Source organism: Halopiger aswanensis, from assembly GCF_003610195.1.
GTDB classification, from domain to species: domain Archaea; phylum Halobacteriota; class Halobacteria; order Halobacteriales; family Natrialbaceae; genus Halopiger; species Halopiger aswanensis.
The window spans coordinates 782,340-794,890 of record NZ_RAPO01000002.1 but is presented as its reverse complement, the minus strand read 5'-3'; the positions used below and the strand labels follow the sequence as shown (position 1 = coordinate 794,890).

Here is a 12,551-nt window from a genome sequence, read left to right as displayed (position 1 = left end):
AATTCTCGTCACGGTGTGGTTCGTCCGGTCGGGCGCGTGACGGCTACGCGAACCGACACTCCGTCTCGGAATCGTGGTTTGGATTCGCCGCCGAGATTCGAAGCGACCACTCCACGGCTGCCGTGAAGCCGCTGCGTCGGTCACCCCTCCTCGGGACGGACTGACCCGACACGAGCCCGTCGTCACAACGGGACAACTATTTATAATCGGATAATACAACCTAGTTATCGATGGCGAACACCCAAATCGGCGCCGCCCGCAACGGCACGATCACCGAGGAGATGGAGCGCGTCGCCGAGCGCGAGAACCGCGAGCCCGAATTCGTTCGCGAGCAGGTCGCCGAGGGGCAGGCCGTGATCCCGGCCAATCGGAACCACGACGCCCTCGATGCGATGATCATCGGCCGCGAGTTCGCGACCAAGGTCAACGCCAACATCGGCAACAGCGAGACCACGAGCGACCTCGAGACGGAACTCGAGAAGCTCCACACCGCGGTTCACTACGGCGCGGATACGGTGATGGACCTCGGGACGGGCAGCGACTTAGACGAGATTCGCGAGACGCACATCGAGCACTCGCCGGTCCCGATCGGGACGGTCCCGCTGTACGAGGCGGTCAAGCAGGCGGGGAGTCCCGAGGAGATCACCACGGACCTGCTGCTCGAGATTATCGAGAAGCAGGCCGAGCAGGGCGTCGACTACATGACGATCCACGCCGGCATCCTCGCCGAGCACCTGCCGCTGACCGACGGGCGGAAGACGGGCATCGTCTCCCGTGGCGGGTCGATCATGGCCTCGTGGATGGAAGAACACGCCGAGCAGAACCCGCTGTTCCAGATCTACGACGAAATCTGCGAGGTCTTCGCCGAGCACGACGTCACCTTCAGCCTCGGGGACAGCCTCCGACCGGGCTGTCTGGCCGACGCCTGCGACGAGGCGCAGTACGCCGAACTCGACACGCTGGGCGAGTTGACGCGCCGCGCGTGGGAGCACGACGTCCAGGTGATGGTCGAAGGGCCGGGTCACGTCCCGATGCACAAGGTCGCCGAAAACGTCGAGCGCCAGCAGGAGGTCTGTGACGGCGCGCCGTTCTACGTGCTCGGGCCGCTCGTGACGGACATCGCGCCCGGCTACGACCACATCACCAGCGCCATCGGCGCCGCGATGGCCGCCCAAGCCGGTGCGGCGATGCTCTGTTACGTCACGCCGAAGGAGCACCTCGGGCTCCCCGAGGAGGAAGACGTCCGCGACGGGCTCGCGGCCTACCGGATCGCCGCCCACGCGGGCGACGTCGGGAACGAACGGCCCGGCGCCCGCGACTGGGACGACGCCCTCTCGGAGGCGCGCTACGACTTCGACTGGCGCGAGCAGTTCCGCCGCGCGCTCGATCCCGACCGCGCTCGAGACTACCACGACCAGACCCTCCCGGAGGACAACTACAAGGAGGCCCGATTCTGCTCGATGTGCGGCGCCGAGTTCTGCTCGATGCGGATCGATCAGGATGCGCGGAAAGCCGGCGAGATGGACGAACTGGACACGGAGACGGACCTCGAAGCCTCGCCGGCCGCCGAGGTGAACCTGCCGCCGGTCGGCACCCACGACTCCGGAGGGCCGTCGCTCGAGGACGGTTCCGAGTCCGCCGCGGAGACGCCGAGCGACGACTGACGGCTCCGGCGCTTCGTTCACCCAGTTCTTTGGCGTTGCGGGCAGTGAGTGGGAGTATGGCCACGGAACTGCTCTCGACGCCGACGCTGTCCTGCTCGGAGTGCGGCGAGCCGATCGAGGACGCGGGCTACCTGCCGGCCGTCGAACGCGAGGACGAGGACAAGGACGGCTACGAACCGATCGCCGACGCGGCGGTCTGCGACGCCTGCGGCTTCAACGAGATCGGCATGATGGGCTGTGCGCCCGAACTCGAGGACGTGACCGACCCCGACCCGAACCGCGTACTGTTGTACGTCCGCGTAACCGACGACGGCGACGCGCTCGAGGTGGTGAGCGCGAAGGACTGACGGGCGCGGTACGGTGCGACAGCAGCGCGCGAGAACTCGAGGACCGAGGATTCATACCGTGCTCGGCCGACCGATGCCGTATGGAGACGACGCGAATCGTGCAGGTCGACGCCTTCACCGACGAACCGCTTTCCGGCAACCCCGCCGGCGTCGTGCCGGACGCGGACGGGCTCACCGACGAACAGATGCAGTCGATCGCCGCCGAGATGGCCGTCAGCGAGACGGCCTTCCTGCGCTCGAGCGACGACCCCGAGGCCGACCGTCGCGTGCGCTACTTCACCCCCACGCAGGAGGTCGACCTCTGCGGCCACGCGACCATCGGCTCTTTCGCCCACCTCCACGACGAAGGCCTCGAGCCGGGGACGACGACCCTCGAGACCAACGTCGGCGTCCTCGAGATCGAGGTCGACGCGGACGGCACGGTCTGGATGACCCAAGACGACCCGCAGATCCGCGAGGTCGACGTCGGGTACGACCGGGTCGCCGACGCGCTGGGAGTCAGTCAGGCGGCGCTCGAGGGGGCTAGCGACGATATCCCGCTGGCAGTCTCTTCGACCGGTCTCCCCTTCCTCATCGTCCCGATCACCTACCTCTCGGATCTCGGTGACGCCGACCCGGACATGCACGCGGTCGAGGAACTCGCCGAGTCGGTCGACGCGACCGGCGTCTATCTCTTTACGTTCGACGCGCTCGGCCGCGACTCGACGCTACACGGGCGGATGTTCGCGCCCGGCGCGGGCGTCCCCGAGGATCCGGTTACGGGAACCGCGAGCGGTGCGGTCGCCGCCTACCTCGACCGCTTCGGCGCGTTCGACGACGACTTCCCCGAGGAACTGCGCCTCGAGCAGGGCCACTACGTCGATCGGCCGGGGCTGGTCCGGGTCCGCCTCGAGGACGGCGTTCGCGTCGGCGGCCGCGGCGTGACCGCGCTGGACGGAACGATTACCGTTCCCGACATCGAGGAAGACGACATCCTCGAGGCCTGACGACCGCTTGTTAACCGAGTTCAGCCCGACTATTCATACTGATACATTACTTACATCAGCTATCGAAACCGGCAGTACTGGCCGGGCTGCGGCGTCGGTTCACTCGATTACGAGTTGTTATCCATAACGATCGTTCGCAACCTTCATTAGCTGTTCCGATGACCACGGAGATACAGATGGCTGTACTCTGGCTGGACGAGATCAACGCCGGCGATCTCGAGCGGGTCGGCGGCAAAGGTGCTTCTCTCGGGGAACTCACGGGTGCGGGGCTCCCCGTCCCGCCGGGCTTCGTCGTCACGGCGGGGACCTACCGCTCGTTCATCGAGGAAGCGGGCATCGACGAGGAACTGTTCGAGGCCGTCGACGTCGACGTCGACGACTCGAGCGCCCTCGCCGAGGCCGCCGACCGCGCCCAGGAACTCATCCTCGAGACGCGGTTCCCCGACGACCTCCGCGAGGAGATTCTCGCCTCGTATCGGGAGGTCGGCGACGGGGAGGCGTTCGTCGCCGTCCGCTCGTCGGCGACCGCCGAAGACCTGCCCGACGCCTCCTTCGCGGGGCAGCAGGAGACCTTCCTCAACGTCACCGAGGAAGACCTGCTCGACCGCGTCCGGGAGTGTTGGGCCTCCCTCTTCACGCAGCGGGCGATCTACTACCGTCAGGAGCAGGGGTTCGACCACTCCGCCGTGAACATCGCCGTGGTCGTCCAGCAGATGGTCGACGCCGAGAAGTCGGGCGTCATGTTCACCAGCCACCCCTCGACGGGCGATCGGACGATGATCATCGAGGCCGCGTGGGGGCTGGGCGAAGCGGTCGTCTCCGGCGCCGTCTCGCCGGACAACTACGCCGTGACGCGCGACGATCGCTCGATCGACGTCACCGTCGCCGAGAAGAAGGTAATGCACGTCAAGGACGAGGAGACCGGCGAGACCGTCGAACGGCCGGTCCCCGACGAGAAACAGACCGAACGCGTCATCAGCGACGAGGAAATCGATGCGCTCGTCGATCTCGGCGAGCGCGTCGAGGACCACTACGACGAACCCCAGGACGTCGAGTGGGCGATCGTCGAGGGGGACGTCTACATGCTTCAGTCGCGGCCGATCACCACGATCGACGACAGCAGCGGCGACGCGGCGGATCCGATCGAGGACACCGTCGACGCCGCAAAATCGAAGGGCGTCACCGACGGCAGCGGCGGCGTCCAGACGGTCGATTCCGGCAGCGCCGGGAGCGCCGACAGTACAGAGGCCGGCGAGGTCGTCGTCGACGGCCTCGGCTCGAGTCCGGGCACCGTCAGCGGCGCCGCGCGGATCGTAACGAAACTCGACGACCTGGACAAGGTCAAGGAGGGCGACATCATCGTCACCGAGATGACGATGCCCGACATGGTGCCGGCGATGAAACGCGCCTCGGGGATCATCACCGACGAGGGCGGCATGACCAGCCACGCCGCCATCGTCTCGCGCGAACTCGGCGTTCCCGCCGTCGTCGGCACGACGAACGCCACCTCGGTCTTAGAGGACGGCCAGGTCGTCACGCTCGACGGCGACAAGGGGCAGGTCCTCGAGGGGAAGAGCGTCGAACCCGAGGAGGAGACAGAACCCGTCGAGGAGGTCCGTCCGCAGTCGCCGGTCAAGCCGATGACCGCGACCGAGGTGAAGGTCAACGTCTCCATCCCCGAAGCCGCGGAGCGCGCGGCCGCGACCGGCGCCGACGGCGTCGGCCTGCTGCGGATGGAGCACATGATCCTCTCGCTGAACCAGACGCCGGCGAAGTTCATCGAGGAGAACGGCGAGGACGCCTACGTGCAGGAACTCGTCCAGGGCATCCGCCACGTTGCCGACGAGTTCTACCCCCGTCCCGTCCGGACCCGAACCCTGGACGCCCCGACCGACGAGTTCCGCCAACTCGAGGGCGGCGAGGACGAGCCGAAGGAGCACAATCCGATGCTGGGCTACCGCGGCATCCGCCGGTCGCTCGACCGACCGGACGTCTTCGCCCACGAACTCGAGGCGTTCCGCCGGCTCTACGAGATGGGCTACGACAACGTCGAGATGATGTTCCCGCTGGTCAACGACGCGGAGGACGTCTACCGGGTCAAGCAACTGATGCAGGAGGCCGGCATCGATCCGGACAAGCGCAAGTGGGGCGTAATGATCGAGACGCCCGCCTCCGCGCTGGCCGTCGAGGAGATGGCTCAGACGGGGATCGATTTCGCCTCGTTCGGGACGAACGACCTCACGCAGTACACGCTCGCGGTCGACCGCAACAACGAGAACGTGGCCGACCGGTTCGACGAACTCCACCCCTCCGTGCTGCGGCTGATCGGCGACGTGATCGAGACCTGCCGCGAGCACGACGTCGCCACGAGCATCTGCGGCCAGGCCGGGTCGAAGCCCGAAATGGTCCAGTTCCTCGTCAACGAGGGCGTCAGCTCCATCTCGGCGAACATCGACGCCGTCCGCGACGTCCAGCACGAAGTAAAGCGGGTCGAGCAGAAACTGCTGCTCGAGTCGGTGCGCTGAGCGAGCCCGGATTTTCAGGCGAACTGCCGACGATTCGGCGCTCATTTTTGTCGACCGCTCGAGTCGGTCGCCTGCGGCCGAGTCACTCAACAGCACGGAGGTCCTATCGGTCGGTGTGAGCGGGCGGAGCGGGGGCGACGGTCGGCGAGGCGCCGCGGCCTGCCGCTCTGCACACAGGATTACCGCATGAACACAGCAAATACGACCGCGCTCCCGGACGGAACGCACCTCGGACGAACCGCGCTTCGCGCCTCGGCTCTCGATAACCTCGTCGAATTCTATCGAGACGTCGTCGGACTCTCCGTCCTGCGGCGCGCCGAGACGACGGCCGTCCTCGGCGTCGACGAAACGCCGCTGCTCGTCCTCGAGCGCGACGAAAACGCACCCGAACGCCGGCGGGCGGAGACGGGTCTCTACCACAACGCGTTCAGGGTGCCATCGCGCGCCGCACTCGGCGACGCGCTGGCGCGGATACGGAATCGCTGGCGGCTCGACGGCGCTGCGGACCACCTGGTGAGCGAAGCGCTCTACCTGTCCGATCCGGCGGGGAACGGCGTCGAGATCTACCGGGACCGGCCGCGAGCGGAGTGGCCGACGACCGACGACGGTCGCGTCCGGATGGCGACCGATCCGCTGGATTTCGCCGGCATCGAAGCCGCCGCGACGGGCGACGCGAGCGCGCCGTCGGGAACCGACGTCGGTCACGTCCACCTCGAGGTGTCCTCGCTCGAGGCGTTCGAGGACTTCTACGCGGAGACGCTCGGATTCGACGTGCGGGCGGACGTCCCCGGCGCGCTGTTCGTGGCGGCCGGCGGCTATCACCATCACGTCGGGGCGAACACGTGGAACGGGCGGACGGACCCGGCCGAGGGACAGGGGCTCGCCTGGTTCGAAGTGGTCGTCCCGGGCTCGGAACGCCTCGACGCGGTTCGAGAGCGAATCCCGGATCGAAAAACGGAGATCGCCGAAACGGCGAACGGATTCGCCGTCACCGACCCGGACGGTGTCGAACTCCGGTTCCGGGCCGCGCCACCGTAGCCGCTGCGTTCACCGTATCGTCACGCCGAACTATCGTCGTCGAATTCGTTTCGGGCCGAATCGGCGCGACGAACGGCCGTCGATCCGCCGTCGATTACGTGCCCGTCTTCTCGACCCGGTACCAGCTACCGTCCCAGCTCAGACAGTACTCGAGCAGCGACCTGAGCGTCAAGACGCCGAACGCGGGGTACAGCAGCGGCGCGAACAGCAGGCTCCAGCCGAGGTCGTCGATGCGGTCGTCGCGGGCGTCGCGCCAGGCGACCACTCCGATCGTCGCGATCAGGACCGCGGCCGGCACGAGAAACGCCGATTCGACGTCCAGCACGAGCAACAGGAGGAGCTTCGAGACGAGCACGAGCGTGACGAGGCTGCCGAAGAGACTCGAGCACATGCGCCCGACCGAGATGAGCCCGCGCCGGCCGGCCTGCCCGCGCAGTAGATCGACGAGCGTCGCGTGCAGGACTTCGATCTGGCCGACGCGCCAGCGCTTGCGCTGGCCCCAGAGATCCCGCAGCGTGTGGGGCGCTTCCATCGTGTTCGTGCAGTTGCGGGCCTGGCGAACCTCGAGCCCCTCGCGGTAGCAAGCGTGGGCGAAGTCCAGGTCCTCGGTGAGCATGTCGTCGTAGCCGCCGACCCGCTCGAGCGCCTCGCGGGTAAAGGCGGTCGAGGAACTGCGGCAGTTCGTGAAGCCGCACAACTCGACCATCTTGTAGCTGGCGTGGAAGACGATCCGCTCGCAGTAGGCGACCGTCTCGACCGGCCCGGTCGGCCGCGGTACCCGCCGGCCCTGGAAGACGTCTACGCCCTCGAGCAACTGGCCCATCGCCGTCGGCAGGAACTCGGGCGCGATCCACTCGTCGGCGTCGAAGACCGCGAAGCGGTCGGTATCGCGCTCGCGGACCGCGTAGTTGATCGCGCCGGCCTTCGACCCCGGCTCGCCGTTGACCAGCACCTCGACGGGGTCGTACTCGGCCGCCAGTTCGCGCGCCCGTTCGAGGGTCGCCTCGTCGTTCGGTTCGGCGACGATGACGATCTCGAGGTTCTCGTAGGCGCTTTCGACGAGGCTCTCGACGCTGACGTCCATCACCGCGTGGTCGCGATAGACGGGGACGATCGCCGTCAGCCGCGGGCCGTCCGTGACGGTCTCGAGGGGCTCGCGGGACTGCCAGACCTCGCGGATCAACAGCAGGCCGGTGAGGCCGACGAAGAACGTAAAGACGGCCATCGCCGACAGCGCCTCGAGGACGACGAATCTGACGCTCACGACGAGCAGATCGAGCGTGAGTGTTTGTATTTCGGTTCCCTGGAGGAGTCCGAGCACGAACAGGACGGCGACGCCGCACGCGGTGCCGCCGTGCTCGAGCAACCGCGACGGGACGAATTGCATCGCTCGGTGGTTTTTATCGATCCGGTATCAATATTCTCACTTGGAGACCACCGCTGCGAGTGAAACCGGTACTCGGGGGTCGGCGATCGACCGCACGACGCGATGATCGAAGGGATATCGGCACCAGTGGTGCTGGAACGCCCGGAAACGGCCACCGTGAGTGTCCGAACGAGCGGATAAACGCAACGCATAAACGATCGACCGTCCACATACGTGATATGCAGACCGAGCCGCAGGCGTTCGACCGGGTGCTCTCCTCGATGTGTACCGAGCCCCACCCGGTAGCGCGCGAGGCGGCCGAACGGTTTCTCGCGACGAATCCCGGCGACCCCGGCACCTACCCGACCGTCTCGGCGCTCGAGGACGAGGCGATCGCCGTGCTCGGCGAGATCGCCGGCCTCGACGATCCGTCAGGCTACATCGCCAGCGGCGGGACCGAGGCCAACATCCAGGCGGTCCGGATCGCCCGCGAGCGCGCCGACGCGGCGCGCCCGAACGTCGTCATGCCCGAGTCGGCCCACTTCAGCTTCCGGAAGGCCGCGGACCTGCTGGGCGTCGACCTGCGGGTCGTCCCCACCGACGACCGCTACCGGGCCGACCTCGAGGCGGTCCGGGCCGCCGTCGACGACGACACCGCGGCGGTGATCGGCGTCGCGGGCTCGACCGAGTACGGCCGCGTCGACCCGATCCCGGAACTCGGCGAGATCGCCCAGTCGGTTGGCGCGATGCTCCACGTCGACGCCGCTTGGGGCGGCTTCGTCCTCCCCTTCACGGACTACGAGTGGAACTTCTCCCACGCACCCGTGGATACGATGGCGATCGATCCGCACAAGATGGGCCAGGCCGCAGTGCCCGCGGGCGGACTGCTCGTCCGCGACTCCGCGCTGCTGGACGAACTCGCCGTCGACACGCCCTACCTCGAGTCGACCTCGCAGGCGACCCTGACCGGGACTCGGTCGGGCGCCGGCGTCGCGAGCGCCGTCGCCGCGATGGAGGAGTTGTGGCCCAGCGGCTATCGGAGCCAGTACGTCCGCTCACAGAACAACGCCGAGTGGCTCGCCGACGCCTTAGAGAAGCGGGGCTACGACGTCGTCGATCCGACGCTGCCGCTGGTCGCGGCCGACGTGCCGCGATCGACGTTCGACGCCCTCCGCGCGAAGGGGTGGCGGATCTCCCGGACCGCGACGGACGAACTCCGGATCGTCTGTATGCCCCACGTCACCCGCGAGATGCTCGCTTCCTTCATCAGCGATCTGGACCGGCTCGAGGTGCGCGCGAGCGTGCCGGTCGCCTGCGACGACTGACGGGCAACCCAGGTTCCGTCGCAACTCACCCGTTTTGTCCGTTCCGTACGGGCTCGAGCCCGATGGCGACGAATTCGACGACGTAGCAGAACAGGAACCCGATCAGCAGGAGCGCTGCGAGCGACAACCGGAGACGCGACGGAGCGGGTACGACCGATCCGGCCTCAGTAGCGAGGACGAGTTCGAACCCGAGCCAGCAGAAAATGGCTGTGACGATGTACCGCCACCCTCGTTGCGGGCGATAATACGATTTGAGTACGACGAGTTGCAGCAGTCCAGTTCCGATTACCACCGGACGCGCGAGATTCGACGGGGCGCCGATCCAGTCGAGCATTCACTCGATATGTTTCGTGATCGTACTTAATGAGAGGGCGACCGATCTCGAGCGGCTCAACTCACGGCGATGCGAGCCTCGTCACCTATTTCGTACTCGCCGCTCGAGCCCCGTACGACGATGGATCGGATCGATGCGGCCGCGCTCGTCGGCTTCGCGCTGTTCGCAGCGTCGGCGCTGCTGTTCGACCTCGAGCGGCTCCTCGTCGGGGCTTGTTTGGCGGGCTTCCTGCTCTCGCTGTCGGTCTGGCGGCTGTACGCGGGCCGAGTCTGGGAGGCGCTGGGGTGGCTCGCCTGGGTCGGCGCGGCGGGGACGCTCGTCTTCGGCATCGGCGGCGCGGTCTCGATGACGGCCTTCCTCGGATTCGGGCTCGTCGGCGCCTTCCTCCTGATCGGCGGCCGGTCCGGCTATCTGCGGGACGTCTGGCGCGTCGAGTCGACCGCTCGAGACGGGTGACGCCTCGAGGGCGCGCTCGGCGGGCGACCGTCAACAGTTATCCCGTCGGAACGAGTAGCCGAGCGTGAGTATGTCGACGCGCGCCGTCGCCGTCGTCGATTCTCGCGTTCGCGTGCCCCGCGGTATGCACACGTACATGTAGCGACGGCGCCGTCACCGGGGAACGCGCCGCGACGCGACCGGTCAGACGGTCTTGTTCGCGGCGTCGAAACCCGGACGCGAACGATTCGAGACAGCAGCGACGCGTAGCGTTCGACCCCCTTCGGCCGATACCGAACCAACCGATCCGCGATCGAAACCGGCGGGTTTTACGCCCGCCACCGACAGCACACGTATATGAGCACGCACAACGACGACTTTCCGACGGACAATCCCGCCGTCGTGACCTGCGGGCTCCCCTACGCGAACGGGGACCTCCACATCGGTCACCTGCGGGGGTACATCGGCGCAGACGCGTTCAACCGCGCGCTCCAGACACTCGGCCAGGAGACAGCCTACGTCTGCGGTTCGGACATGCACGGCACGCCGGTCGCCGTCAACGCCGAGCAGGAGGGCGTCGATCCCGAGGACTTCGCCTTAGAGTGGCACGAGCAGTACGCCGAAACGTTCCCGAAGTTCAACGTCGAGTTCGACAACTACGGCCACACCCACGACGAGACGAACACCGAACTCACTCAGGAGATCGTCCGCACGCTCGACGAAGAGGGCTACATCTACGAAAAGGAGATTCAGGTCGCCTACGACCCCGACGCCGACCAGTACCTCCCCGACCGCTACGTCGAGGGCACCTGCCCCTACTGCGGCGAGAAGGCCCGCGGCGACGAGTGCGACGAGGGCTGCCAGCGCCACCTCGAACCGGGCGAAGTCGAGGATCCGACGAGTACGATCACCGGCAACCCGGCGGAGTACCGTGAGCGCACCCACAAGTTCTTCGAGGTCTCCGAGTTCGCGGACTTCCTCACCGAGTTCTTAGACGGCCTCGAGGGAACCTCGAACGCCCGCAACCAGCCCCGGCAGTGGATCGAAGACGGGCTGCAGGACTGGTGTATCACCCGCGACATGGACTGGGGGATCGACTACCCGACCGCCGAGGACGAAGACGAGAGCGATCTCGTCCTCTACGTCTGGGTCGACGCCCCGATCGAGTACGTCGCCTCGACGAAACAGTACTCCGAGCGCGTCGGCACCGACGAGTACGACTGGGAGCAGGTCTGGACGGACGACGGCGAAATCGTCCACATCATCGGCCGCGACATCATCCAGCACCACACCATCTTCTGGCCCGCGATGCTCGAGGGCGCCGGCTACAACAAGCCCCGCGGCATCGCCGCGACCGGCTTCATCACAATCAACGGCAAGGGCCTCTCGACGAGCCGAAATCGTGCGATCTGGGCCAAGGAGTACCTCGAGGAAGGGTTCCACCCCGACCTGCTGCGGTACTACCTGACGACGACCGGCGGCCTCCAGCAGGACGTCGACTTCTCCTGGGACGCCTTCCAGGAGAAGGTCAACGGCGAACTCGTGGGCACGGTGGGCAACTTCTGGTACCGCTCGCTGCTCTTTGCCTACCGAAACTACGAGGGTACCCCGGAGGCAGACGTCTCCGAGGAGGTCCACGAGCGCATCCAGGACGCCATCGCCGCCACTCGCGCAGCCGTCAACGACTACGACCTCCGCGGCATCGGCCAGGCCGCCGTCGAACTCGCCCAGTTCGGCAACGAGTACATCCAGCGCAACGAGCCCTGGAAGCTCACCGACGAGGAGCCCGGGGAAGCCGCGCAGGTCATCCGCGACTGCGTCCAGATCGCCAAGGCCGTCGGCGTCCTCTTAGAGCCGATCGCACCCGACAAGGCCCAGAATCTCTGGGAACAGCTCGGCGAGGACGGCGACGTGAGCGACGCCCTCCTCGAGGACGCGCTCGAGGCCCCGCCGCGGAACTTCGAGGAACCCGGCGAACTCTTCGAGAAGATCGAGGACGACCGCGTCGCGGAACTCAACGAGAAGCTCGCGGAGCGCGTCGCCGAGGCTGAAGACGGGGACGAGGACGAGAACGAAGAAACCGAAAGCGACGACACCGCCGCGGACGAATCCGGTGACATGGCAGACGCAGACGACCTCGAGCCGCTCGCAGACGAGCGCATCAGCTTCGACGACTTCCAGGAACTGGACATCCGCGTGGGCCGCATCGAGGCCGCCGAGGGCATCGAGGGCGCGGACGACCTCGCGCGCCTCGAGGTCGACATCGGTTTCGAGACCCGACAGATCGTCGCGGGCATCAAGCAACTCCACGACCTCGACGAACTGCCCGGCGAGAAGTGCGTGCTGCTGGCGAACATGGAAAAAGCCGAACTGTTCGGCGTCGAGTCCAACGGCATGATCCTCGCGGCCGGCGAGGAGGCCGACCTGCTGACGACTCACGGCGACGCTGAAGTCGGCGAGAAGATTCGATAAGCCGACCCGAGCAACGGCCATCGAACAGCCCACGAATTTCCGTTTTCGACGACTCGAGA

General features: G+C 67.0%; 10 protein-coding genes. 8 read left to right on the top strand and 2 right to left on the bottom strand.

Going from position 1 to position 12,551, the window contains the following annotated elements:
• Window positions 1-230 precede the first annotated feature (230 nt).
• The 5 genes from thiC to ATJ93_RS10990 all read left to right on the top strand — a co-directional run bounded on the left by thiC (window position 231) and on the right by ATJ93_RS10990 (window position 6,560).
• Window positions 231-1,664 carry a phosphomethylpyrimidine synthase ThiC gene (gene thiC / locus ATJ93_RS11010; protein WP_120244687.1) on the top strand — a complete coding sequence of 478 codons (1,434 nt, stop codon included), beginning with the start codon at window positions 231-233 and terminating at the stop codon, window positions 1,662-1,664.
• Between the two features lie 56 nt (window positions 1,665-1,720).
• Entirely contained in the window at window positions 1,721-2,011 is a 291-nt protein-coding gene (locus tag ATJ93_RS11005; RefSeq protein ID WP_120244686.1) for a hypothetical protein, read from the top strand.
• 80 nt (window positions 2,012-2,091) lie between these two features.
• The gene (locus tag ATJ93_RS11000) at window positions 2,092-2,997 is read left to right on the top strand and encodes a PhzF family phenazine biosynthesis protein (RefSeq protein ID WP_120244685.1); all 906 of its coding nucleotides are present in this window, start codon (window positions 2,092-2,094) and stop codon (window positions 2,995-2,997) included.
• Window positions 2,998-3,173: 176 nt separating this feature from the next.
• Entirely contained in the window at window positions 3,174-5,522 is a 2,349-nt protein-coding gene (ppsA, locus tag ATJ93_RS10995) for a phosphoenolpyruvate synthase (RefSeq protein ID WP_120245252.1), read from the top strand.
• Window positions 5,523-5,708: 186 nt separating this feature from the next.
• The gene (locus tag ATJ93_RS10990) at window positions 5,709-6,560 is read left to right on the top strand and encodes a VOC family protein (protein ID WP_120244684.1); all 852 of its coding nucleotides are present in this window, start codon (window positions 5,709-5,711) and stop codon (window positions 6,558-6,560) included.
• A gap of 94 nt (window positions 6,561-6,654) precedes the next feature.
• On the opposite strand, the gene ATJ93_RS10985 is transcribed toward ATJ93_RS10990, so the two are convergent.
• Window positions 6,655-7,947 carry a glycosyltransferase gene (locus tag ATJ93_RS10985; RefSeq protein WP_120244683.1) on the bottom strand — a complete coding sequence of 431 codons (1,293 nt, stop codon included), beginning with the start codon at window positions 7,945-7,947 and terminating at the stop codon, window positions 6,655-6,657.
• A 218-nt stretch (window positions 7,948-8,165) separates the two neighbouring features.
• On the opposite strand from ATJ93_RS10985, the gene mfnA reads away from it, so the two are divergent.
• Window positions 8,166-9,251 (top strand): tyrosine decarboxylase MfnA, encoded by a 1,086-nt coding sequence (mfnA, locus tag ATJ93_RS10980; protein WP_120244682.1) that lies wholly within the window; start codon window positions 8,166-8,168, stop codon window positions 9,249-9,251.
• 25 nt (window positions 9,252-9,276) lie between these two features.
• On the opposite strand, the gene ATJ93_RS10975 is transcribed toward mfnA, so the two are convergent.
• Window positions 9,277-9,585 (bottom strand): hypothetical protein, encoded by a 309-nt coding sequence (locus ATJ93_RS10975; protein WP_120244681.1) that lies wholly within the window; start codon window positions 9,583-9,585, stop codon window positions 9,277-9,279.
• 120 nt (window positions 9,586-9,705) lie between these two features.
• On the opposite strand from ATJ93_RS10975, the gene ATJ93_RS10970 reads away from it, so the two are divergent.
• Together ATJ93_RS10970 and metG are read left to right on the top strand one after the other, a co-directional pair.
• The gene (locus tag ATJ93_RS10970; protein ID WP_120244680.1) at window positions 9,706-10,041 is read left to right on the top strand and encodes a hypothetical protein; all 336 of its coding nucleotides are present in this window, start codon (window positions 9,706-9,708) and stop codon (window positions 10,039-10,041) included.
• 336 nt (window positions 10,042-10,377) lie between these two features.
• Entirely contained in the window at window positions 10,378-12,492 is a 2,115-nt protein-coding gene (metG, locus tag ATJ93_RS10965; RefSeq protein ID WP_120244679.1) for a methionine--tRNA ligase, read from the top strand.
• The last annotated feature ends 59 nt before the right edge of the window (window positions 12,493-12,551 follow it).

Bases quoted from the DNA above. Each gene is read 5' to 3' on its own strand.
- thiC (WP_120244687.1), top strand. From the start codon at position 231: ATGGCGAACACCCAAATCGGCGCCGCCCGCAACGGCACGATCACCGAG.
- ATJ93_RS11005 (WP_120244686.1), top strand. From the start codon at position 1,721: ATGGCCACGGAACTGCTCTCGACGCCGACGCTGTCCTGCTCGGAGTGC.
- ATJ93_RS11000 (WP_120244685.1), top strand. From the start codon at position 2,092: ATGGAGACGACGCGAATCGTGCAGGTCGACGCCTTCACCGACGAACCG.
- ppsA (WP_120245252.1), top strand. From the start codon at position 3,174: ATGGCTGTACTCTGGCTGGACGAGATCAACGCCGGCGATCTCGAGCGG.
- ATJ93_RS10990 (WP_120244684.1), top strand. From the start codon at position 5,709: ATGAACACAGCAAATACGACCGCGCTCCCGGACGGAACGCACCTCGGA.
- ATJ93_RS10985 (WP_120244683.1), bottom strand. From the start codon at position 7,947: ATGCAATTCGTCCCGTCGCGGTTGCTCGAGCACGGCGGCACCGCGTGC.
- mfnA (WP_120244682.1), top strand. From the start codon at position 8,166: ATGCAGACCGAGCCGCAGGCGTTCGACCGGGTGCTCTCCTCGATGTGT.
- ATJ93_RS10975 (WP_120244681.1), bottom strand. From the start codon at position 9,585: ATGCTCGACTGGATCGGCGCCCCGTCGAATCTCGCGCGTCCGGTGGTA.
- ATJ93_RS10970 (WP_120244680.1), top strand. From the start codon at position 9,706: ATGGATCGGATCGATGCGGCCGCGCTCGTCGGCTTCGCGCTGTTCGCA.
- metG (WP_120244679.1), top strand. From the start codon at position 10,378: ATGAGCACGCACAACGACGACTTTCCGACGGACAATCCCGCCGTCGTG.